The organism is Parvibaculum sp. (genome assembly GCF_039680535.1).
Taxonomy (GTDB): Bacteria; Pseudomonadota; Alphaproteobacteria; order Parvibaculales; family Parvibaculaceae; genus Parvibaculum.
In genome coordinates, this window is the sequence record NZ_JBDKSS010000019.1 from 1 (window position 1) to 20,958 (window position 20,958).

Consider the following 20,958-nt stretch of genomic DNA (forward strand, 5'->3'; position numbering starts at 1 on the left):
CGCACTCATCGCCATGCCGCAGACACCCCCGGTTTCAGGGCCTCAAACGGAGTCCGCCGGCGCCGCCGCCATATAGGCAGGCAGCCAGCCCTCATGGGCATCCTTGAGCCGTTGCAATGATATGGGATTGCAACCGTCCAGTGTCAATTCGCGGCCAGCCGTCGCACCGATGCGGGCGGCGGGCACACCGGCCTTGGCCGCGCGGTCCAGCAGGCCCTTGGCTGCGGCTTCGGGCAGGGTGACGACATAGCGCCCCTGATCCTCGCCGAAAGCCCAGGCATGGAGCGGAATGTCCTTCGGCGCCTCGACCTTCGCGCCGATGCCGCCCGCCATCGCCATTTCGGCAAGGGCAAGGAAGAGGCCGCCATCCGAGACGTCGTGAACGGCAGTGACCGCTTCCGAGCGGATCTCAGCCCGGACGAAGTCGCCGTTGCGGCGTTCGATGGCAAGGTCGACAGGCGGCGGAGAGCCTTCGCGCCGCGCCAGAATGTCGCGCAGATAGATGCTCTGGCCGAGATGGCCTTTCGTTTCGCCGATGACGACGATCGCTTCGCCTTCCGCCTTGAAGGCGACGGTGGCGCGCTTCGACATGTCGGGCAGCAGGCCGACGCCGCCGATGGCCGGGGTCGGCAGGATGCCCTTGCCGTTGGTCTCGTTGTAGAGAGAGACGTTGCCGGAGACGACGGGGAAGTCCAGCGCCCGGCAGGCTTCGCCGATGCCCTGAATGCAGCCGACGAACTGGCCCATGATGTCGGGCTTTTCGGGATTGCCGAAATTGAGGTTGTCGGTGATGGCCAGCGGTTCGGCGCCGACGGCGGTGAGATTCCGCCAGCACTCGGCAACCGCCTGCTTGCCGCCTTCGACGGGATCGGCGGCGCAATAGCGCGGGCTCACGTCGAGCGTGAAGGCGAGCGCCTTGCCCGAATGGCCGACGCGGATCACGGCGGCGTCGCCGCCCGGTCCGATGGCCGTGTTGCCCTGAATGAGGTGGTCGTACTGCTCCCAGACCCAGCGGCGCGAGCACTGGTCGGGCGAGCCGACGATCTTCACCAGCACTTCGGCGAGATCGTTGGGCGCAGGCACATCGGAAGGCGCGAGGCTCGCGGGCTTCGGTGTCGCAACCCAGGGCCGGTCATATTCCGGAGCCTGATCGCCTAGCTCCTTGATCGGGAGATCGGCCATGACCTGGCCGTGCTGCTTGATGAGGAAGCGCAGATCGTCGGTCGTCTTGCCGATGACGGCGAAGTCGAGGCCCCATTTGCGGAAGATCGCCTCAGCGTCCTTTTCCCGCGTCGGGTCGAGCACCATGAGCATGCGCTCCTGGCTTTCCGACAGCATCATTTCATAGGCAGTCATGCCGGCTTCGCGGCAGGGCACCTTGTCGAGATCGAGCTCGACGCCGAGGTCGCCCTTGGCGCCCATTTCGACGGCGGAGCAGGTGAGACCGGCGGCGCCCATGTCCTGAATGGCGATGACGGCGCCCGACGCCATCAGTTCGAGGCAGGCTTCGAGCAGCAGCTTCTCGGAGAAGGGGTCGCCGATCTGAACGGTCGGACGCTTCTCTTCCGAGTCCTCGCCGAATTCTGCCGAGGCCATGGTCGCGCCGTGGATGCCGTCGCGGCCGGTCTTGGAACCGAGATAGACGATGGGAAGGCCGACGCCCTTGGCCTGCGAATAGAAGATCTTGTCGGCGTCCGCGAGGCCGGCCGCGAAGGCGTTGACCAGGCAGTTGCCGTTGTAGCTTTCGTCGAAGTTCACTTCGCCGCCGATGGTCGGGACGCCGAAGGAATTGCCATAGCCGCCGACACCCGCGACGACGCCGGACACGATATGCCGGGTGCGCGGATGATCCGGCGCGCCGAAGCGCAGGGCGTTCAGCGCCGCGATGGGACGCGCGCCCATGGTGAAGACATCGCGCAGGATGCCGCCCACGCCCGTCGCCGCACCCTGATGGGGCTCGATATAGGAGGGGTGGTTGTGGCTTTCCATCTTGAAGATGATGGCCTGACCGTCGCCGATGTCGACGACGCCCGCATTCTCGCCGGGGCCGCAGATGACGCGCGGACCGGTGGTGGGGAGCGTCCGCAGCCACTTCTTCGACGACTTGTAGGAGCAGTGCTCGTTCCACATCGCCGAGAAGATGCCGAGTTCGGTCAGCGTCGGTTCGCGGCCGATGAGGTCCAGAATGCGCTGGTATTCATCCGGCTTCAGCCCGTGTTCGGCGATCAGCTCGGGAGTGATCTTGATGTCGTTGGGAATCACGCAACCGCCTCCAGCACGCTTTCGAAGAGATTGCGCCCTTCAGTGCCGCCATTGAGCGGCTCGATTTCATTTTCAGGATGCGGCATCAGCCCCATGACGTTGCCGCGCTCGTTGATGATGCCGGCGATGTCGTTGAGCGAGCCGTTGGGGTTCGTGCCCTCGGCATAGCGGAAGACGACGCGGTTCTCGCCCTCGATGCGGGCCAGCGTCTCGGCATCGGTGAAATAGTTGCCGTCGCCATGCGCGACCGGGCAGCGCCAGACCTGGCCTTGCGCATATTTGCGCGTGAAGTCCGTGTTCGCGTTGGCGACTTCGAGCTTCACATTGCGGCAGACGAATTTGAGGTGGCTGTTGCGGACGAGGACGCCGGGAAGGAGGCCGGCCTCGCAAAGGATCTGGAAGCCGTTGCAGACGCCCAGCACATGCACGCCCTGATCGGCCTTCTTGCGGAGATCGTCCATGATCGCGGCCCGCGCCGCGATGGCGCCGGTGCGCAGATAGTCGCCATAGGAGAAGCCGCCCGGCAGGACCACGAGGTCGACCTTGGGCAGCTCCGTCTCTGTATGCCAGACGGCGATGGGCTTCTCGCCGGTGATCTTCTCAAGCGCGTAGAGCATGTCGCGCTCGCGGTTCGATCCCGGAAAGACGATGACGGCGGATTTCATGCTTACTTCTCGTCGAGTTCGATCGCGTAGTTCTCGATCACGGTGTTGGCGAGCAGCTTCTTGCTCATTTCCTCGATCGCGGCGCGGGCCTTGGCCGGGTCCGTCTCCGCAAGTTCGACCTCGAAGAGCTTGCCCTGACGCACGCTTGCGACGCCCGGAAATCCGAGCGAGCCGAGCGCATGCTCGATGGCCTTTCCCTGCGGGTCCAGCACGCCGTTCTTCAACATGACCTTGATACGGGCCTTCATATGTACGTCTCTCTCAGTCAATCCCCGAAGGGCGATCACTTCACCAGCGTGGGGCCACGCCGTTTGGGTTCGTTCTCAAACAGGATGCCGAGCCGGCGCGCGACCTCCTGATAGGCTTCGATGAGGCCGCCCATGTCGCGGCGGAAGCGGTCCTTGTCGAGCTTGTCGTTGGTGCGGATGTCCCAGAGGCGGCAGCTGTCCGGGCTGATCTCGTCGGCCAGCACCACGCGCACCATGTCGCCCTCATATAGGCGTCCGAACTCGACCTTGAAGTCCACGAGGCGGATGCCGATGCCGAGAAAGAGGCCGGCCATGAAGTCGTTGACGCGAAGCGCCAGCGCCATCATGTCGTCGATCTCCTGCGGCGTCGCCCAGCCGAAAGCCGTGATGTGTTCCTCGGAGACCATCGGGTCCCCGAGCTCGTCGTTCTTGTAATAGAACTCGATGATGGAGCGGGGGAGCGGCGTGCCCTCGTCGATCCCGAGGCGCTTGGTCAGCGAGCCCGCCGCGATATTTCGCACCACGACCTCAACGGGAATGATCTCAACCTCGCGGATCAGTTGCTCGCGCATGTTGATGGATCGGATGAAGTGCGTCGGCACCCCGATGTCGTTGAGCTTTGTGAAGATAAATTCCGAGATACGGTTGTTGAGGACGCCCTTGCCCTCGATCGTCGCATGCTTCTGGTTGTTGAAGGCGGTCGTGTCGTCCTTGAAGTGCTGGATGAGCGTGCCCGGCTCGGGGCCCTCGTACAAAACCTTGGCCTTGCCTTCGTAAACGCGTCTGCGGCGGCTCATGTCATGAAATCCAATCGGTTGCCCGCGACAGGGCGGAAATGCTGATCGGTCCCGCGATATCGGGAAGCGCGGGGAGAGCAGGAATCGCCCCTGTGGCTCGCGCGCAAGTTACTCTATGGCCCCCCGGGATACAATGAAACTGCGCGGGTCTTTGCCGCGTCATTTTTGTGACGTTAAATCAGGTACTTACCTAATTTGACGCATATCGGTCATGAGCGGACGAGGACGGTTGATTTGAGGCCCGCTCGCGGTTATGCCTAAGCCTCGTTTTCGGCCCCGCCACGCGCTCTGCGTCGGCATTCCTTTGGAGCGGTTAGCCCATGTCTACCTTCGACAAGCGCGAAGAAGCTTTCGAGAGCAAGTTCGCCCATGATGCGCAGCTGAAATTCAAGGCGACCGCGCGCCGGAACAAGCTTCTGGGCCTCTGGGCCGCTGAACTCTTCGGCCTGAAGGGCGAGGAAGCCGACGCCTATGCGAAGGAAGTCGTGATTTCCGATCTTCAGGAAGCCGGCGAAGAGGACGTGTTCCGCAAGCTGCGCGGCGATTTCGACCAGCGCGGCGTTGCGCAGTCGGACCACGAGATTCGCCGCGCAATGGACGATCTGCTCGCTGAGGCGGTGAAGCAGGTTCAGCAGGAAGGCTGAGGCTTTTCAGTCGGTTACTGTCTGTTTCTGACGTAAACCGTCAGTCGTCTGGCCCGTCGGATTATATGCAAAGCCCCGCGTCCGGTTATTCCCGGCAGCGGGGCTTTCTCATTTCGGGTTCAGGCCAGAGCCTTCTTCTGCATCCGGCTCGCGATCTGTTCGAGCGACAGAAGGTGATTGCCTTCCTTGGCCACGTCATAGGTGGTCACGTTCATGGCGCGCACCGTCTTGCGGACCACTTCATTCGTCTCGGGGTGAACGTCGACGTCGATGATGTTGAAGCAGCAGGTGTGCTGGTCGATCGCGGAGAAGCTGGCGAGCCCGGTTCCGAAGGCCCAGCCGAGGACGAGTCGGTTGATGCCGCCATGGGCGACGAGGGCCAGTGTCTCCCATTCCGGCTCGGCCACGACGCGCTCGAGCGCAGAGACGACGCGCTCATTCACGTCCTCGAAGCTGTCGCCGCCGACATAGCGCGCGCCGGGAACGGCGGCGTGGCGGAAGGCATAGGCGAGATCGTTGAGATCGGTGATGGCGCCGCGGGCGGCATTGTCGCCCTGGAACTCGACGAATGCCGGGTCCTGCTCGATCGCGATATCCCGGCCCTGAAGAATGAGGCTCGCCGTTTCGACCGAGCGGGGGAAGCTCGACACGACGGCGCGGTCGAAGGGGATGTTGGCCAGCGCCTTGCCGGTCAGCGTCGCCTGCTCGCGGCCCCAGGCGGTCAGCGGAACGATGGTCGAATCCGCAACGCGGTTGCCCTGATCGTCCACATAGGAGACGTCACCGTGGCGGAAAACATAGATGCGACGGCGGCGTGAACCGTCGAAGGCGGTACGAAGCATGACTGGGTCCTCGGGTGAATGTCGATGACCGCAGTATAGGGCGGAATGTGACGGGGAAGTGAAGGAAGATAGCGCGAAGCGATCCTTCGAGACGCGGCTGCGCCGCTCCTCAGGATGAGGGGTTCAAAATAAACGCCTCATCTTGAGGAGGTGAGGAACGTGCCGTCTCGAAGGATGGATGGAAGCTCAGGCCTTGCCGAACACCCGCGCGAAGATCGTGTCTACGTGCTTCGTGTGGTAGCCGAGGTCGAAAAGCTCCTCGAGTTCCTTGTCCGAGAGCTTCGCGGAAACGTCCTTGTCGGCCTTGAGCAGCTCAAGGAAGTTGCCTTCGCCGCGCCAGACCGGCATGGCGTTGCGCTGGACGAGGCGATAGCTGTCCTCGCGGCTCACGCCCTTCTGCGTCAGGGCCAGCAGCACGCGCTGCGAATGGACGAGGCCGCCGAGCTTGTCGAGGTTCTTCTGCATGTTCTCGGGGTAGACGAGAAGCTTGTCGATGACGCCGGTGAGGCGGACGAGGGCGAAGTCGAGCGTCACCGTCGCGTCCGGGCCGATCATGCGTTCGACGGACGAGTGCGAGATATCGCGCTCATGCCAGAGGGCGACGTTCTCCATCGCCGGGATCGCCATGCCGCGCACGAGGCGGGCAAGGCCGGTGAGGTTTTCGGTGAGGACCGGATTGCGCTTGTGCGGCATGGCCGACGAGCCCTTCTGGCCTTCCGAGAAATATTCCTCGGCTTCCAGCACTTCGGAGCGCTGCAGGTGGCGGATCTCGGTTGCAAGGCGCTCGATCGAGGAGGCGACGACGCCGAGCGTGGCGAAATACATGGCGTGGCGGTCGCGCGGGATCACCTGCGTCGAGACGGGCTCCGGCTCCAGGCCGAGCTTTTCGGCCACATGCTCTTCGACGCGCGGGTCGATATTGGCGAAGGTGCCGACGGCGCCGGAGATGGCGCAGGTCGCGACTTCCTTGCGCGCGGCGACGAGGCGGTCACGGCAGCGCGAGAATTCGGCATAGGCCTGGGCGAGCTTGATGCCGAAGGTCGTCGGCTCGGCGTGAATGCCGTGGCTGCGGCCGATGGTCGGCGTGTTCTTGTATTCGAAGGCGCGGCGCTTGATGGCGGCAAGCAGGCCGTCCATGTCCTTCAGAAGAAGGTCGGCTGCGCGGACGAGCTGCACGTTGAGGCAGGTGTCCAGCACGTCGGACGAGGTCATGCCCTGATGGACGAAGCGCGATTCCGGGCCGATGAATTCCGCCAGATGTGTCAGGAAGGCGATGACGTCGTGCTTCACTTCGCGCTCGATCTCGTCGATGCGCTCGACATTGAACTCGGCCTTGCCGCCGAGGTCCCAGATCTTCTTTGCTGCTTCCTTGGGGATGACGCCCAGTTCCGCCAGCGCGTCGCAGGCATGCGCCTCGATTTCGAACCAGATCCGGAACTTCGTCTCCGGGGTCCAGATGGAAACCATTTCGGGCCGCGAATAGCGGGGGATCATGGGCCGCCTCGTAAAAAAGTGCTTGAGAAGCCGAGGGTTTAACAGATGGCCCTCATGGGCTCAAGTGCGGCCCCTTTTGAGCCATTTTCGGCCTCAGATGAGCCCCAGAGACTTGAAGCTCGCATGGCGGCCCTTGCCGATGACCAGATGGTCGTGGACCTGGATACCGAGGGGCTTTGCCGTTTCGACGATGCGCTTGGTCATTTCGATGTCGGCGGAGGAGGGGGTCGGATCGCCCGAGGGGTGGTTGTGGACGAGGATCATCGACAAGGCGTTGAGCGTCAGCGCGCGCTTCACCACTTCGCGCGGATAGACGGGCGTGTGGTCGATGGTTCCCGTCTGCTGCACCTCGTCGGCGATCAGCACATTCTGGCGGTCGAGGAAGAGGATGCGGAATTGTTCGATCGGATGATGCGCCATGGAGGCCGAGCAGTAGTCGAGCAGCGCCGACCAGGAAGAGATGACTTCGCGCTTCATCACCTTCGCTTGACCGAGGCGAAGGCCCGCCTCGCGGACGATGCGAAAGTCGGTGACGGTCGCGTCCGATACACCCTTCACCTCGCATAGCCGCTCGGGCGCCGCGTTCAGCACCTCGGAAAGGCCGCCGAAAAGGGCGACGAGGTCCTTCGCCAGCGGCTTCACGTCGCGCTGCGGAATGGTGCGGAAGAGGATGAGTTCCAGCAGCTCGTAGTCGGGCAGCGCGTCGGGTGCGGCGTTGAAGCGCGCGCGCAGACGCTCACGGTGTCCCGCGTGGTGCGGATTGACCGGCGTCCTTCCCTTGGCTTTTTCAGGCATAGGGCGGCAAGTCGAGTCCGGCAGGGGATTTGGTGAAAATCTCGACGCCGTCCTCGGTCACGCCGACGGAATGCTCGAACTGCGCGGAGAGAGAGCGGTCGCGCGTCACAGCCGTCCAGCCGTCGGCGAGGATCTTCACACCCGGCTTGCCGAGATTGATCATCGGCTCGATGGTGAAGATCATGCCGGTCTTGAGCCGGGCGCCTTCGCCGCGGCGGCCGTAATGCAGGATGTTCGGCGCGTCGTGGAACACGCGGCCGACGCCATGGCCGCAGAACTCGCGCACGACAGAGCAACGCTCGCCTTCGGCATATTCCTGAATGGCCGCGCCGATGTCGCCAAGGGTCGCGCCGGGTTTCACGGCGGCGATGCCGCGCATCATCGCCTCATGGGTGACTTCGCACAGGCGCGCAGCCTTTCGCGGCACCTCACCGACGTAATACATGCGGTTGCTGTCGCCGTGCCAGCCGTCCTTGATATAGGTGACGTCGACATTGACGATATCGCCCTCGCGCAGCACCCGGTCGCCCGGCATGCCGTGACAGACGACATGGTTGATCGAGATGCAGCAGGAATAGCGATAGCCGCGATAGCCGAGCGTGGCGGGCAGGGCATCGTGATCGATGCCGTACTGATATGCCGCCTGGTCGATCTCCGCCGTGGTGACGCCCGGCTTGATGAGACCCGCAAGCATGTCGAGCGCGCCGCCGGCGATCTTTCCCACCACGCGCATGCCCTCGAAGGCATCCGGCCCGTAGAGCTTGATCTGTCCGTTATTGCGCAGGGGCGCGTCGAAGGCGTCGATGTAGTTCATGGAAATGTCCGGGTGAAGGCTTCTTTGCCGCAACATAATACTTCGATGGCCCGAGGGCTAGCCCAAGGCCTTGGACATGCCCCGATTGTCTAGGTGGAGGTGAGGGGGCTATCCTTCGGGAAACACGAAATCCCGCGAGGACTGAAAAATGACGGATGCCGCCAATAGCCCGGGCGCCGAGAGCGCTGCGCCTCGCCTCGTTACGGCCTGCGTGGTGCTTATCGGCGATGAAATCCTTTCGGGCCGGACGCGGGATTCGAATTTGTCCTACATCGCCAAGCATTTGAACCAGATCGGCGTGCAGGTGCGCGAGGCGCGCGTCATCCCGGATGTGGAGGAGACCATCGTCTCGGTCATCAACGAGGTCCGGGCCAAATACGACTATGTCTTCACGACGGGCGGCATCGGCCCGACGCATGACGACATCACCGCGGATGCGATTGCACGGGCGTTCGGGGTGCCGATCGGACACCATGCCGAGGCGATTGCGATACTCGATGCACATTACCGGCAGACGGGCGGCGAATTCACCGAAGCTCGCAAGCGCATGGCGCGGATTCCCGAAGGCGCGACGCTCATCGAAAATCCGCTGAGCAAAGCGCCCGGCTTCCAGATCGGCAATGTCTTCGTCATGGCGGGCGTGCCCATGGTCATGCAGGTCATGCTCGACAGCCTGACGCCGCGTCTCGAAGGCGGCGCGACCATGCAGAGCCGGACGGTCAGCGGCCAGATCGGCGAGGGGACCATTGCCGAGAAGCTCGGCGAGCTCCAGAAGCGCTTTCCGGACGTGGTCATCGGCTCCTACCCCTATTATCGGGGCAAGAGCTTCGGGACGAGCCTCGTCCTGCGAGGCGTCGATCCGGTGCTGCTCGACGAGGCGGCCGGGGCGGTCCGCAGCCTTCTGGAGGGGTTCGGCGTCGAGCCGATCGAGGGCGAGCCCGCCTGATGCGGCCTTCGGCCGCGGATATGTCGCCAAATTGCAACAGGCAGCTTCATCTGTTGCAAAGATTCAGCTTTCACTCCGGCTCAAGCCGATACAATATTATGAGAGTCGGCTAAAGTTCCAAGCTGACGGGGTTTGGCGGCCGCCAATCAAATGTGCATAAAATGCGCGTGAGTTGGGGGGAAGCGCCGACAAAGCCTGAAAAACAAGGCTTGGGAACGAGTTCAAGGGTCAGCGATACCCGGAGGGAGAGACGCTTATGAAGAAGATTTTCGGCATTGTGGGTCTGGTTGCCGGTGCGACGATGATGGTTTCGGGCACGGCGATGGCGCTGGACTCGAGCTTCGATGCCATGTCGAAGTCGGGTAAGCACCAGTTCTATGTCTGGTGCACCGGCGGTAAGAGCAGCGTGCAGTCCGCCGATGGCGCGACGGCCAAGGAAGCCCAGGCGAAGCTCGCCGCTTCCGCTGGCAACAGCTGCTGGCCGGTCTGGCAGGGCCTCGCCGGCTAAGCCTCGGCAGGTTGGATTTGAAACGGCGGTCCCCAGGGGCCGCCGTTTTCGTTTGTGGCGGGTGCTCCCGCGTTGCGAAGCACCGCCCGAGCAGGCATATCTGTGACGCCGCTGGGCGGCCCCTTGGCGAAATTGGTATACGCAGCAGACTTAAAATCTGCTTCTCGTAAGGGAATGCGGGTTCGAGTCCCGCAGGGGCCACCAGCCGGACAAACGCCTGTTTCAGGCGCCGTCTCCCAGATCCCATCTTTAGGGGACTGCAATCCACCCGCGCCGGTCGAGCTCGTCGAGCAACATTTCGCGATAGACGCCTCGCCATCCGGGCTGAGGCGTGGAGAGGAACCACGATTTTCGGACGTCCCATACGGACATCGGTGTGGTCTCCCTTCGGTGCGTCTGAAGATGCAGCAGATCGATGCCTGACCCGGGATAAACGGTAATCTCGCCGCCATAGAGCGCGCCGTCGCTCCAAAGAAAGTCGAAGCGGGCATAGTCGATGTTCCGGCTGAGATGTGCTGCATGAGCTACGGCCGCCGCATATCCCTCGGGCACAGGAACGGCATCGAGGTCTGCCTCCGAGATTCCCGCTCCGCATTCCACGCTCAGGCGTTCGCCTTCGCGTGAGAGATAGATCGTCGACTCCCGGTCGGTCTTGGTGTGCAGCACGAGCGATCCGAATGCGACCTGTCCACCGCCGGCGCGAATGGCAATATCGATGAGCGGCCCGGTCGAACATGGCAGCAACTCCTCGACGAAAATGCGCCGCTCGATCTGGCCATAGGCCCACTCGCCCAGTCGGCGTTCATACGGGCCTTCGGCGCGCCAGCGCTTGAGGGTGCGCGACAACTCGTCAGGGGCGTATTTCCCATCCCGGATAAAGAAATTCCGATTGGAGCCGTTGCTGGTCTTTACGACGACATTGCTGCGGAGAACATCCTCGGGAATCGCAGCAGATCCGTCGCCTGCCCAAAGCAGCCGAGGCAACATCAGCGCCGGAATGCGCTGCGCCACATAATCTCTTGCCTTCAGCTTGTCGCCGAGTGTCACAAAAAGCGGGTTGTGATCGACCAACTTCCGCCACTGCATCCAGTCGTAATAGGTCTCCGGCAATGCAATTTTCGGCGCGCGTCCGTGAACGCGCCTGAAGCGGCGGGCCAGCGTCGGAAACCGCAAGGCGTAAAACGTGTCGATGAGTGCTGCAGCCCAGGGACGAAATTTCAGGTCGTTGAAAACGTGCATCCGGAATCCGGTTCGCTTTGGCGGTCGCGTGCGGGCGTCGATCTTGATGGGTAATGCGAAACGGAATCGCGTGCGATGGGAGGAGCGTAGGCCGTTTCATCCAAACACGACGCCTTGAAATGCGCAAATGCCGCGTTGGGCCGCGAACGTCACCTGTGACAGGCGAGCCTATCGAGGATTTAATACCTCCTCCACGAGCTGGGCTGACGACCGCTTGCCGAAAGCATGAAAACATGAATTTGAATATCGTCGGCACAAAGACATCTCCCGGAATGGCCCGGCCGATGGGCGAAAGCAAGGCGAGCGGCACTGTTTCCGCTGGCGACGCGAAACAGGTACCCTGTGTGCCTTAACGACGAACAGAAGCCCTGAAGCCGATGACCAATCCGGATGAAACTGTCGAGCTACCCAATGCCGATGACCCCGACGACGAGGCGCCGCCGCGCCTTGCGTTCCTGGGGCCCGGCCTTACCGCAGGCGCTTCCGACGACGACCCCAGCGGCATAGCCACCTATTCGCAGGTCGGCGCCCAGTTCGGCTATGGGCTGGCCTGGACGCTTGTCTTGAGTCTGCCCTTGATGGCGGCGATCCAGGAGATCAGCGCCCGCATCGGCCGCGTGTCCGGTCATGGCATTGCCGGAAATCTGGCTCGCCATTATCCGCGCTCCGTGCTCTATGTGATCGTCGGCCTTCTCTGTGTCGCCAACACCATCAATATTGGCGCCGATCTCGGCGCAATGGGCGCCGCGCTGCAATTGCTGATCGGCGGTCCTGCTCTGGTCTATGTGGTGCTGTTTGGCGTCGTCAGCGCGTTTGCCGAAATCTTCATCCAATATGCGCGTTATGAGCCTGTTCTGAAATGGCTGACGCTGACCCTGTTCGCCTATGTTGCGACTCTCTTTGCGGTCGAAGTGCCGTGGCGTGAGATGTTTGGCTACATTTTCGTGCCGACCTTTGCCCATGGCGCGGCCTATTTCACGAGTATCGTCGCCGTCTTCGGAACGACCATCAGCCCCTATGTCTTTTTCTGGCAGGCCGAGGAGGAGGTCGAATCCACCGATGGAGACCCGCGCCGTCCGCCGCTAGTGACCGATCCGAAATGGGCGGTTCGCGAGTTCTCGCGCATCCGCATCGATACGGTCGTGGGAATGGTGTTTTCCAACGTCGTCGCCCTCGCCATCGTGATGACGACCGCCGCGACGCTCAACGCCCATGGCGTAACGAATATCGAGACCTCCGCCCAGGCGGCGGAGGCGCTGCGCCCGATCGCCGGGCCGTTCGCGTTCGCGCTCTTTGCCATGGGAATCATCGGCACCGGGCTTCTGGCCGTGCCGGTGCTGGCGGGCTCCGCGGCCTATGCGGTGGGCGAGGCGATGGGCTGGCCCTCAGGACTTGCGCGCAAGCCGGGTGAGGCCAAGGCGTTTTATGGCGTCGTCGCCTTCTCGACCTTGATCGGCATCGCGATGAATTTTCTGGAGATCAACCCGATTCAGGCGCTGTTCTGGAGCGCCGTCATCAACGGTTTCGTCGCCGTGCCCGTCATGTTCCTTATGATGCTGATGACCAAGCGGCCTGAGATCATGGGCGATCTGATGCTGCCGAGCGGCCTGCGCATTCTCGGCTGGCTGTCGACGCTCGTCATGCTGGCGACGGTGTTCGGGTTGATCGTAACCCTTTAGGGGCCGGCAGCCCCGGGCGATCAGGCGTGGGCCTTGGCGTGGTAGACCGCGTTTGCGGGCACCGCTTCGCCGGCCTTCAGCGAGGCGTCGAACTTGTAGAGCGTCGAGCAGTAGGGGCAGATGATTTCCGTCTCGCGGCCCATGTCGAGATAGACATGCGGGTGGTCGTAGGGCGGGGTTGCGCCCACGCATTCGAACTCGCGGACGCCGATGCGAATCTCAGACACGCCTGCGTCATTCGTGAATTTCGGGGTGCCTTCGCCGTGCATTGCGTCTGACCTTCTACCGGGTAACTCGCGCCGGGTCGCATCCCCGGCCGGCGCTAAATTAGTCCGGGCGAGGCCGGATTCCTAGCCTCTTTTCCCCAACTTTTTCGGGGACGACGCAACGTCAATAGTATTGCTTGGCCCTGCCGGTACGGTTCGGCATACTCCTCGCGCCCGAAGCGGGGCGTAAAGATCCCGCAAGAGACGGGATCGGGGAGGAGACAAGTCCGGCGATGGGTGCGTTCTGGCGGCCCGGGCGTCGGTGTGGGCGCATTCTCCCTCAGTCCGTTAGACAGTCATGTACGAGAGGGAGTCCAGTCTTCGATGGCCGCACCGAAACATTCTGCCCTGCGTCTGCTCGCATTTGCGGGGCCTTCCATTCCCATCGCCGCGTTGGGCCTGCCGCTGGCGGTCTATCTGCCGCCGTTCTATGCGGGCCCCATGGGCCTCGGCCTTGCAACGGTCGGCACGATCTTCATGCTGGCGCGCATCTGGGACGTCATTATCGACCCGATTCTCGGCTATCTCTCCGACCGCTTTCCGAGCCGCTGGGGCAGGCGGCGCCACTGGCTCGTCCTTGCGGTGCCGATCCTGATGGTGTCGAGCTGGTTCATCTTCGTGCCTACGGCGCCAGTCTCGGCAAACTACCTGCTCGGCGGTCTCTTCGGCCTCTATCTCGGTTTTACCATGATGTTGCTCGCGCATATGTCGTGGGGCGCGGAGCTTGACGACGACTATCACGAGCGTTCCCGCATTCAGGGCTGGCGCGAGGGGCTCGCCGTGCTCGGCGTCCCGCTGGTGCTGATGCTTCCGGCAATCATCGAAAAGATCGGTGGGGAAAACGTAGAGACCGCGCGCGTCGCCGTGATGGGCTGGTACATCATCCTTGCGCTGCCGTTGACGGTCTTCTTCGCGGTTCGCTTCATGGGCGAGCGCAAGCAGCGGCCGCAGGCGCATCTGCCGATCTCCGAGGCATTCAAGGTGCTCGCCACCAACCGCGCGCTGCGTATCCTCGTCATCGCCGACCTCGCCAGCGGCTTCTCGGCGTCGGCGCTGGGCGCCATGTTCATCTATGAATCGACCTATGTCTGGCAGGTCGGCACCTATTCGAGCCTGCTGCTGCTGCTCTATTTCTTCGCGGGCGTCGCCTTCATCCCGCTCGTGCTGAAGATCAGCTATCGCCTCGGCAAGCACCGCACCATGATCGGTGCGTCGCTCTTCAACGTCTTATTCGTGCCGACGCTTTTCCTCATTCCGCCGGGCAACATCTGGGTCGCCTCGCTGGTGCTGCTCTTCCTGGGCATGAATGTCGGCATTCCGAACGTGCTCTATCGTTCGATCATGGCCGATGTCGGCGACTACGATGAGGTGCATACGGGCCAGCGCCGCACGGGGCTTTTCTATGCGCTGCTGACGCTGACGGCGAAGGTGGGCAGCGCTGTGTCGATCGGCGCCACCTATTGGGCTCTGTCGATTATCGGCTTCCAGCCGGGCCAGGAAAATTCGCCCGAGGTGCTGAACCACCTCAACATGCTCTATGTGGCCGTGCCGTTCCTCTGCAATCTCTTCGTCGCCTATATGATGTGGGGCTTCCCCATCGGCCTGAAGGAGCAGCAGGAACTGCGCAAGATCCTCGACGAGCGCGTCGTCGAGGAAGTCGAGTCGATCGAGACGATCGTCAGCTGAGAGAAACGCGGCGCCCTAATGGGCGCCGCATCCGCATCCGCCGATTTCGGCTACGCCCTTCGGGTCGTAGGCCGCGGCGATGGATCGGGCGGAGGCTTCCGCCGTTTCCGCAAATTCGGCGGCGGCCTTGGCCCGCAGCGACGCGTCGGTCAGGTAGTCGATTGCCGTCATGGCGAGCGCCTTGGCGCCATCGATACAAGCCTTGTCGCCAAGTTCCGAACCTGCCCAACGGGCGAATTCCGGATTGTGGATGACGACATTAGGCGGCGCGCAGGCGATCATCGGGTGGATCGACGGCAGGCGATGGCTGACATTGCCCATATCCGTACTGCCGGCGCTGCCTGAGGGCAGTTTCTCGATCGGGAAGAAGTCGCGTCCCAGCGCGCGCATGTTGCCCTCATAGCTGCGGGCGAGCGGCATGTTGGTCTTGAGGTCGAGATAATCGACCTGCGCCCATTTGATATCGACAGTGCAGCCGGTGGCGAGGGCGCCGGCCTCGAAGCAGGCCTGAACGCGCGTCTTCAGCATCGCGAGTTCTTCGGCATTGGCCGCGCGGATATAGAAGAATCCCTCCGTCTCATCGGGCACGATGTTGGGCGCGGCGCCGCCCTTCGTGATGATGCCGTGAATGCGCTCGGTGTGCTTGATGTGCTGACGAAGCTGCGCGATCGACTGGTAAGCGGTGACGAGCGCATCGAGCGCATTGAGGCCTGCCTGGGGCATGGCGGAGGCATGCGAGGCGCGGCCGTGATAGGTGACCGCGACCTCTGAAATGGCGATGCAGGGCATGGTGATGAGATCGATGCCTGCGGGATGCACCATCATGGCTGCGTCGACGCGATCAAACGCGCCATGCTGGGCCATGATCTCCTTGCCGCCGCCGCGCTCTTCCGCAGGCGTGCCGAGATAGCGGATCTGGCCGGGCAACCCGGCGCCCAGCTTGGCGAGGGCGAGCGTCGCGCCGAGGCCGGTCGTGGCGATGATGTTATGCCCGCAGGAATGGCCGATGCCGGGCAGGGCGTCATATTCCGAGAGGATGGATACTTCCGGCGTGCCCTTGGGTCCGAAGCTGGAGGCGAAGGCGGTGGGGAGGCCAAAGGCGCCGCGCGTGACCGGCAGGCCCGCGCTGTCGAGATGCCTGGTCAGCAGGGCAGCGGCTTCGACCTCATGAAAGGCAAGCTCTGGCTTTGCGTGAATGCTGTGGCTCACCTCGATGAGCGCCGGCGCCATGGCGTCGATTGCGTCGCATACCTGGCGTTTCAGTTCTGATGCCGTCATGGGCTCCTCCACGTTTCGGAAATCCTAGCCCCTTCATCGCCCGAATGTCACCGATACAATCGGCCGCGACGCTTTCCGCGCCGGTGAAAATGCTATGCTGCGGGAAATCGTCTGGAGGCTTGCCCGTGCAGTATTTCGAGTCCGATGGATTGAAGCTCGCCTATCGCGTCGAAGGGGAGGGCGCGCCGGTTCTTCTGGTGCATGGTTTCGCTTCGACGCATCGGGTGAACTGGATCGCAACAGGCTGGACGCGAACCCTCATCGAGGCGGGCAGGCGCGTCATCATGGCCGATGGACGCGGACATGGCGAAAGCGACAAGCCGCATGATGTGGAAGACTATGCGCTGGAGGCAATGGCTGGCGATGTCGTCGCGCTGCTCGATCATCTGGGGGAGCCGGGTGTCGACCTGATGGGCTATTCCATGGGCGGCATGGTTTCGCTGGTCGCGGCGGCGATGTATCCCGAACGCTTCGACCGCGTGATCGCCGCGGGCGTCGGCGAACGCCTTCTCGACAAGAACAAGGATGCGAGTGCGGTCGTCGATGCCTTGTTGACCGACGATCCCGCCTCGATCAAAAGTCCCGCCGCAAAGCTCTTCCGTACTTTTGCCGAGCAGAACCATCAGGATCGCGCTGCGCTCGCCGCCTGCTTCGAGGCCGTGCGCGCCGATTTTCCGGCCGAGCTTCTGCCGCAGATCACAAGGCCCGTGCTGATTGTCGCGGGCGAGACGGACGATCAGGCTGGTTCCGCGGCGTCCCTCGCCGCGCATATTCCCGGCGCGCAGTCCTACACCGTGCCGAAGCGCGACCACATGAAGACGGTCGGCGACCGCGCCTACAAGGAAGCGGTGCTGAAGTTTCTTGCCGAGTAGTCAGCCGGAGACGAGCTCGGACAGGGCAGAAACGCCAACCGGCGGTTCGGCCTGCCACGGCAGAAGAAAGAGACGCCTCGCAAGCGTTTTGCCGACACGTTCGATCTGGACGCGCTCCGCAGCGATGCGTGCGCGCAGCAGCGGGTCATGGGTGGCGGTCGCTGCGAGGCTGCGATTTATCACCCATGCATAGGGTTCGACCTTCGCGCGGCGCAGATCTTCCTGAAGGCTCGCCGCTTCCGAGACGGGTGTCGTCTCCGGTAGCGTAACGAGGATGATCTTGGTGTAGTCAGGGTCCTGCAATCTCATCATTGGCGTGATGATGCGGCCATGGGCGCCGGGGTCGATATCGCGCATCATCTGCCGGTGATAGGCGCCTGTCGCGTCCATCAACAGAAGCGTGTGGCCGGTGGGCGCGGTGTCGAGAACGACGAAATTGCTTCTCGCTTCCGCGACGACGCGCGAGAAGGCGTGAAACACGGCCACTTCCTCGGTGCAGGGCGATTTCAGATCCTCGAGCATCAGGTCGCGTTCCTGCCCGTCGAGATTCTTGCCGCGCGTGGCCATGATCTTCTCGATATAGCGGTCGGTTTCCGCCTTGGGATCGATGCGGTCGACCTGTAATCCGTCGAGGTTGCCGTCGAGCGTCGCGGTGATATGTGCGGCCGGATCGGTGGTGCTGAGGTGAACGCTGTGTCCGCGCTGGACGAGGCCGATAGCGAGCGCCGCCGCGATGGTTGTCTTGCCGACGCCGCCTTTGCCCATGACCATGACGAGACCGCGGCCTGCGGCGGCGAGTTCATCCACCAGGGCATCGAGTTTGGGGATGGCCGGCGCCGAGGGCTCCGCGCCTTTCACATGCGCGGCGGCATGTGGGTCGACATCGGAGAGCAGGGCGCGCAGCGCAGCCAATCCAACCATGTCGAACGGGCGCAGGGGGATGCGATCCTGCGGCAACGCCTCCAGATTTTCCGGCATGCTGGCGAGAGCCTTCTCGCCAAGCGCTTCGATCGAATGAGCGACGGCGTCGTTCCGATCGGTTGCGTGAAAGATGCCATTGATGGCGAGGCGCTGATTGGCGAGACCGAGCGCTCGCAACTCGTCCGAAGTGCGCGCCGCTTCGCGTATGGCGCTTCGGTCTGCGCGCGTCACCAGCATGATGGTGGTGAGCGCCGCATTTCCAAGCGTCGCGAGCGCGGCGCGAAAGCGTGCCTCGCGCATCTTGAGGCCCGAATGCGGGCCGAGGCAGGAGGCGCCCCGGTCATTATCTTTCAGAAAACCAGTCCACGCCTTGGGCAGGCTAAGAAGCCGAAGCGTATGGCCGGTCGGGGCCGTATCGAAAATGATGTGGTCATAAGCGGACTCGTCGTCCGCCAGAAGACCGACGAATTCATCGAAGGCTGCGATCTCGGTGGTGCAGGCGCCGGATAGCTCCTCGCGTACCGTCGAGCGTTCTGAGTCTGTCGATGTCGGTGCCATCTGTTCGATGACGCGCCGGCGATAGTCTTCAGCCGCCTCGTCAGGATCGATGTTCATGGCGAACAAATGCGGCGCGCCCGGTATTGGCGTGGGTGCATTGTCGAGTTTAGCACCGAGCATCTCGTCGAGATTGGAAGCGGGATCGGTGCTGACCAGCAGCACCGATTTGCCGCTGTCGGCGAGCTTCAGTGCGACGGCGCAGGCGAGCGAGGTCTTTCCTACGCCGCCCTTGCCGGTGAAGAACAGGAATCGCGTCGGATTGTCGGCGAGCTTCAGCATCGGAACCTGTTCTTTCCCGCGCGACTTATCGCGCTTTCAGCGGGGCGAAACCGAGATGCATGCCGGCATCGGTCATCAGCGTCTCGCCGGTGATGTGATCCGAGCCTTCGCCCGCGAAGAAGACGACCGAAACGGCGATGTCCTCCGGCGTGCCTGCGCGGGCGAGCGGCATCGTCGCTTCCTGCTGCTTCCTGATCTTTTCGTACTGCACCTCGCCGAAGCGGTCGGAGAACCAGCGCGTGCCGATGAAGCCGGGGCATACGGCGTTGACGCGGATTTCGGGCGCAAGCGAGCGGGCGAGCGAGAGCGTCATCGTGTTGAGAGCGCCCTTCGAGGCAGCGTAGGCGACGGATGAGCCCACGCCCGTCACGCCTGCGATCGATGACACATTGACCACAGAGCCTTTGCCGACTTTCTTCATGTGCGGGGCGCAAGCGCGGATCATCTGGTATGCGCCGACGACGTTGACCTTGTAGATCCAGAAGAAATCGTCCGCGCTCAGCGCTTCGAGATCCGCGTGATTGGCGAATTGCGTCGTGCCTGCATTGTTGACCAGCACGTCGATGCGGCCCCACTTGTCAATCGCGGCCTGTGCGATGCGGCGGCAATCCGCATCCTCGCCGACATCGCCCTGGGCGAGAATGGCGTCGACACCCTTCGACTTGACGAGTTCGAGCGTCTCTTTCGCTTCCTTCTCGCTCTTCGTGTAGTTGATGACGACGCGGCTGCCGCGCTCCGCGAGCTTGATGGCGACGGCGGCGCCGAGGCCGGTGGCCGAACCGGTGACGATGGATACCTTGTCCTTGAGCGTCATGCTGCTTCCCCGTGAGATATTGTTTGCGGGGAGTTTAGCCGTTCCGAGCCAGAAGGCTACCGGCAGAAAGCTCAGTGGTGCTCTTCCGGCGGATTTCTGAAGGCTGCGAGGATGAGCCGGTCGGTCAGCTTGAGCCGCTTGCCGGTCGGCGTCGAAAGTTCGATGCAGGCGAGTTCGCCGTCATGCCGAATAACGGCGCCGCGGGCGAAGCCTACCTCCGGCACGTCGATGGCGACGGCGGCGCCAAGGGCTGGGAGCGGCAGGCATTCGATGAGAGCGCCCGTCGCCGACATTTCATGCACTATGCAATCGACATCGACGCCGGCGAAGACGACGCGGCCTTCGATGCGCGTGCCGATACGCCGGAACAGGCGGCGGTCGGAGGCGTCTTTCGCCTGGGTTTCGGATGGTTCGGCCATGGGCTCTCTCCGGAGGGCGTGACGCACCTCCGGAGAGAGCCTAGGGCCTGATGGTTTAGGAATTATTGCGCGGGCTTCGCGTCGGCGGGCAGGTTCGACAGGAAGTCGCTGATGACTTTCTCGAAGTCGATGCGCTTGCCGAGCGAGGCCATGGGGCCCGCCGTCAGGCCGCCGTCGACGGCAATGGTCTGGCCGGTGACGAAGCTGGACGCGTCGCTGCCGAGGAAGAGCGCCATTTCCGCGATGTCGTTCGGCAGGCCCGAACGCGGGGTCGGCTGAATTTTCGCGAGGTGCTGCTTCATTACCTCGGCGAACTGGTCCGCCACCTGCGTGCCGAGGCCGAGCCCGCTGCCGAAGATCGAGGTGGCGATGCCGCCGGGGCAGATCGCATTGGAGCGCACATAGAAGGGTGCAAGCTCCATCGCCGCGCAGCGCGAGAAGTGGTGCACCGCCGCCTTGCAGGCGGAATAGACGAGCGGGCCGAATCCGGCCTGCAGGCCCGCGACCGAGGCGGTCGAGATGATGCTGCCCGACTGCTGGGCCTTCATGTGGGGCACGGCATATTTATAGCCGAGCACGACGCCCTTCAGCAGCACGCCGACGGTTTCGTCGAAGCCGTTCATGTCGATCTCGTGCAGCTCGCCGCCGACGCCGCCGTAACCGGCATTGTTGAACATGATATCGAGCTTGCCGAACTTTTCGATGGTGTGCTCCACCAGCGTCTTCACTTCGATCTCGTGCGCGACATTGGTGCGGCAATAAGAGAAGTTCTTGCCAAGCTCATGCTCCATCGCCACGCCCTTGTGGTCCTGGAGATCGCCGACGACGACCTTCGCGCCTTCCTTCAGAAAGAGGTCGACCGTGCCGCGGCCGATGCCGCTCGTGCCGCCGGTGATGATCGCAACCTTGCCTTCGAGCCTTCCGCTCATGAC

General features: G+C 63.1%; 21 protein-coding genes and 1 tRNA gene. 7 read left to right on the forward strand and 15 right to left on the reverse strand.

The annotated features are described in order from the left end of the window. Positions 1-42 precede the first annotated feature (42 nt). The 4 genes from purL to purC are packed head-to-tail and all read right to left on the reverse strand — an operon-like array spanning position 43 to position 3,972. Complete coding sequence (purL, locus tag ABFC66_RS13240; RefSeq protein ID WP_346741440.1) at positions 43-2,262, reverse strand: phosphoribosylformylglycinamidine synthase subunit PurL; 2,220 nt, start codon at positions 2,260-2,262, stop codon at positions 43-45. Continuing rightward, positions 2,259-2,927, reverse strand: a complete 669-nt coding sequence (gene purQ / locus ABFC66_RS13245) for a phosphoribosylformylglycinamidine synthase subunit PurQ (RefSeq protein ID WP_346741441.1) — start codon at positions 2,925-2,927, stop codon at positions 2,259-2,261. Before purQ ends, purL begins: the two co-directional genes overlap by 4 nt. 2 nt (positions 2,928-2,929) lie before the next feature. Further along, positions 2,930-3,175, reverse strand: a complete 246-nt coding sequence (gene purS, locus ABFC66_RS13250; RefSeq protein ID WP_152216954.1) for a phosphoribosylformylglycinamidine synthase subunit PurS — start codon at positions 3,173-3,175, stop codon at positions 2,930-2,932. Between the two features lie 35 nt (positions 3,176-3,210). After that, entirely contained in the window at positions 3,211-3,972 is a 762-nt protein-coding gene (purC, locus tag ABFC66_RS13255) for a phosphoribosylaminoimidazolesuccinocarboxamide synthase (protein WP_346741442.1), read from the reverse strand. A 320-nt stretch (positions 3,973-4,292) separates the two neighbouring features. On the opposite strand from purC, the gene ABFC66_RS13260 reads away from it, so the two are divergent. Next, a complete protein-coding gene (locus ABFC66_RS13260) occupies positions 4,293-4,616 on the forward strand; it encodes a DUF1476 domain-containing protein (RefSeq protein WP_346741443.1) in 324 nt (107 codons plus the stop codon). Between the two features lie 119 nt (positions 4,617-4,735). Here the strand turns inward: ABFC66_RS13260 and ABFC66_RS13265 are convergent, their stop codons facing one another. The 4 genes from ABFC66_RS13265 to map all read right to left on the reverse strand — a co-directional run bounded on the left by ABFC66_RS13265 (position 4,736) and on the right by map (position 8,561). Then, complete coding sequence (locus ABFC66_RS13265) at positions 4,736-5,458, reverse strand: histidine phosphatase family protein (RefSeq protein WP_346741444.1); 723 nt, start codon at positions 5,456-5,458, stop codon at positions 4,736-4,738. A 186-nt stretch (positions 5,459-5,644) separates the two neighbouring features. Continuing rightward, a complete protein-coding gene (gene purB / locus ABFC66_RS13270; protein ID WP_346741445.1) occupies positions 5,645-6,952 on the reverse strand; it encodes an adenylosuccinate lyase in 1,308 nt (435 codons plus the stop codon). 93 nt (positions 6,953-7,045) lie between these two features. Next, the gene (radC, locus tag ABFC66_RS13275) at positions 7,046-7,747 is read right to left on the reverse strand and encodes a DNA repair protein RadC (protein WP_346741446.1); all 702 of its coding nucleotides are present in this window, start codon (positions 7,745-7,747) and stop codon (positions 7,046-7,048) included. Beyond that, positions 7,740-8,561: a type I methionyl aminopeptidase gene (map, locus tag ABFC66_RS13280; RefSeq protein ID WP_346741447.1), complete on the reverse strand. Its 822-nt coding sequence runs from the start codon at positions 8,559-8,561 to the stop codon at positions 7,740-7,742. Before map ends, radC begins: the two co-directional genes overlap by 8 nt. A 148-nt stretch (positions 8,562-8,709) precedes the next feature. Here map and ABFC66_RS13285 point away from each other — a divergent pair, with 148 nt between their 5' ends. The 3 genes from ABFC66_RS13285 (at position 8,710) to ABFC66_RS13295 (ending at position 10,219) form a co-directional block, all read left to right on the forward strand. Then, the gene (locus ABFC66_RS13285; RefSeq protein ID WP_346741448.1) at positions 8,710-9,507 is read left to right on the forward strand and encodes a competence/damage-inducible protein A; all 798 of its coding nucleotides are present in this window, start codon (positions 8,710-8,712) and stop codon (positions 9,505-9,507) included. A gap of 256 nt (positions 9,508-9,763) precedes the next feature. Then, entirely contained in the window at positions 9,764-10,015 is a 252-nt protein-coding gene (locus ABFC66_RS13290; protein ID WP_152216943.1) for a hypothetical protein, read from the forward strand. A 117-nt stretch (positions 10,016-10,132) separates the two neighbouring features. Further along, positions 10,133-10,219: transfer RNA gene (locus ABFC66_RS13295), tRNA-Leu, on the forward strand. A 45-nt stretch (positions 10,220-10,264) separates the two neighbouring features. Here the strand turns inward: ABFC66_RS13295 and ABFC66_RS13300 are convergent. Further along, positions 10,265-11,125: an ATP-grasp fold amidoligase family protein gene (locus ABFC66_RS13300; RefSeq protein WP_346741449.1), complete on the reverse strand. Its 861-nt coding sequence runs from the start codon at positions 11,123-11,125 to the stop codon at positions 10,265-10,267. Between the two features lie 506 nt (positions 11,126-11,631). Between ABFC66_RS13300 and ABFC66_RS13305 the strand changes: the two genes are divergently transcribed. Then, positions 11,632-12,933, forward strand: coding sequence for a divalent metal cation transporter (locus ABFC66_RS13305; RefSeq protein ID WP_346741450.1), 1,302 nt, complete (start codon positions 11,632-11,634; stop codon positions 12,931-12,933). A gap of 20 nt (positions 12,934-12,953) precedes the next feature. Here the strand turns inward: ABFC66_RS13305 and ABFC66_RS13310 are convergent, their stop codons facing one another. Beyond that, on the reverse strand, positions 12,954-13,202 hold the full coding sequence (locus ABFC66_RS13310; RefSeq protein WP_346741451.1) for a zinc-finger domain-containing protein: 249 nt from the start codon (positions 13,200-13,202) through the stop codon (positions 12,954-12,956). Between the two features lie 321 nt (positions 13,203-13,523). On the opposite strand from ABFC66_RS13310, the gene ABFC66_RS13315 reads away from it, so the two are divergent. Next, positions 13,524-14,885: an MFS transporter gene (locus ABFC66_RS13315; protein ID WP_346741452.1), complete on the forward strand. Its 1,362-nt coding sequence runs from the start codon at positions 13,524-13,526 to the stop codon at positions 14,883-14,885. Positions 14,886-14,900: 15 nt separating this feature from the next. Here ABFC66_RS13315 and ABFC66_RS13320 read toward each other — a convergent pair whose 3' ends face one another. Then, positions 14,901-16,163, reverse strand: coding sequence for a M20 family metallopeptidase (locus ABFC66_RS13320; protein WP_346741453.1), 1,263 nt, complete (start codon positions 16,161-16,163; stop codon positions 14,901-14,903). A gap of 125 nt (positions 16,164-16,288) precedes the next feature. Between ABFC66_RS13320 and ABFC66_RS13325 the strand changes: the two genes are divergently transcribed. Beyond that, entirely contained in the window at positions 16,289-17,035 is a 747-nt protein-coding gene (locus ABFC66_RS13325; protein WP_346741454.1) for an alpha/beta hydrolase, read from the forward strand. Here the strand turns inward: ABFC66_RS13325 and arsA are convergent, their stop codons facing one another. The 4 genes from arsA to ABFC66_RS13345 form a co-directional block, all read right to left on the reverse strand. Beyond that, complete coding sequence (arsA, locus tag ABFC66_RS13330) at positions 17,036-18,793, reverse strand: arsenical pump-driving ATPase (RefSeq protein ID WP_346741455.1); 1,758 nt, start codon at positions 18,791-18,793, stop codon at positions 17,036-17,038. A gap of 25 nt (positions 18,794-18,818) precedes the next feature. Then, positions 18,819-19,607, reverse strand: a complete 789-nt coding sequence (locus ABFC66_RS13335) for a glucose 1-dehydrogenase (RefSeq protein WP_346741456.1) — start codon at positions 19,605-19,607, stop codon at positions 18,819-18,821. A 71-nt stretch (positions 19,608-19,678) separates the two neighbouring features. Then, positions 19,679-20,026, reverse strand: coding sequence for a PilZ domain-containing protein (locus ABFC66_RS13340; RefSeq protein WP_346741457.1), 348 nt, complete (start codon positions 20,024-20,026; stop codon positions 19,679-19,681). A 62-nt stretch (positions 20,027-20,088) separates the two neighbouring features. Then, entirely contained in the window at positions 20,089-20,955 is an 867-nt protein-coding gene (locus ABFC66_RS13345) for a glucose 1-dehydrogenase (RefSeq protein WP_346741458.1), read from the reverse strand. Positions 20,956-20,958 lie beyond the last annotated feature (3 nt).

What these genes read in the sequence shown, in the direction of transcription:
- purQ (WP_346741441.1), bottom strand. Translation starts at nt 2,927, where the DNA reads ATGAAATCCGCCGTCATCGTCTTTCCGGGATCGAACCGCGAGCGCGAC.
- purS (WP_152216954.1), bottom strand. Translation starts at nt 3,175, where the DNA reads ATGAAGGCCCGTATCAAGGTCATGTTGAAGAACGGCGTGCTGGACCCG.
- purC (WP_346741442.1), bottom strand. Translation starts at nt 3,972, where the DNA reads ATGAGCCGCCGCAGACGCGTTTACGAAGGCAAGGCCAAGGTTTTGTAC.
- ABFC66_RS13260 (WP_346741443.1), top strand. Translation starts at nt 4,293, where the DNA reads ATGTCTACCTTCGACAAGCGCGAAGAAGCTTTCGAGAGCAAGTTCGCC.
- ABFC66_RS13265 (WP_346741444.1), bottom strand. Translation starts at nt 5,458, where the DNA reads ATGCTTCGTACCGCCTTCGACGGTTCACGCCGCCGTCGCATCTATGTT.
- purB (WP_346741445.1), bottom strand. Translation starts at nt 6,952, where the DNA reads ATGATCCCCCGCTATTCGCGGCCCGAAATGGTTTCCATCTGGACCCCG.
- radC (WP_346741446.1), bottom strand. Translation starts at nt 7,747, where the DNA reads ATGCCTGAAAAAGCCAAGGGAAGGACGCCGGTCAATCCGCACCACGCG.
- map (WP_346741447.1), bottom strand. Translation starts at nt 8,561, where the DNA reads ATGAACTACATCGACGCCTTCGACGCGCCCCTGCGCAATAACGGACAG.
- ABFC66_RS13285 (WP_346741448.1), top strand. Translation starts at nt 8,710, where the DNA reads ATGACGGATGCCGCCAATAGCCCGGGCGCCGAGAGCGCTGCGCCTCGC.
- ABFC66_RS13290 (WP_152216943.1), top strand. Translation starts at nt 9,764, where the DNA reads ATGAAGAAGATTTTCGGCATTGTGGGTCTGGTTGCCGGTGCGACGATG.
- ABFC66_RS13305 (WP_346741450.1), top strand. Translation starts at nt 11,632, where the DNA reads ATGACCAATCCGGATGAAACTGTCGAGCTACCCAATGCCGATGACCCC.
- ABFC66_RS13310 (WP_346741451.1), bottom strand. Translation starts at nt 13,202, where the DNA reads ATGCACGGCGAAGGCACCCCGAAATTCACGAATGACGCAGGCGTGTCT.
- ABFC66_RS13315 (WP_346741452.1), top strand. Translation starts at nt 13,524, where the DNA reads ATGGCCGCACCGAAACATTCTGCCCTGCGTCTGCTCGCATTTGCGGGG.
- ABFC66_RS13320 (WP_346741453.1), bottom strand. Translation starts at nt 16,163, where the DNA reads ATGACGGCATCAGAACTGAAACGCCAGGTATGCGACGCAATCGACGCC.
- arsA (WP_346741455.1), bottom strand. Translation starts at nt 18,793, where the DNA reads ATGCTGAAGCTCGCCGACAATCCGACGCGATTCCTGTTCTTCACCGGC.
- ABFC66_RS13335 (WP_346741456.1), bottom strand. Translation starts at nt 19,607, where the DNA reads ATGACGCTCAAGGACAAGGTATCCATCGTCACCGGTTCGGCCACCGGC.
- ABFC66_RS13340 (WP_346741457.1), bottom strand. Translation starts at nt 20,026, where the DNA reads ATGGCCGAACCATCCGAAACCCAGGCGAAAGACGCCTCCGACCGCCGC.
- ABFC66_RS13345 (WP_346741458.1), bottom strand. Translation starts at nt 20,955, where the DNA reads ATGAGCGGAAGGCTCGAAGGCAAGGTTGCGATCATCACCGGCGGCACG.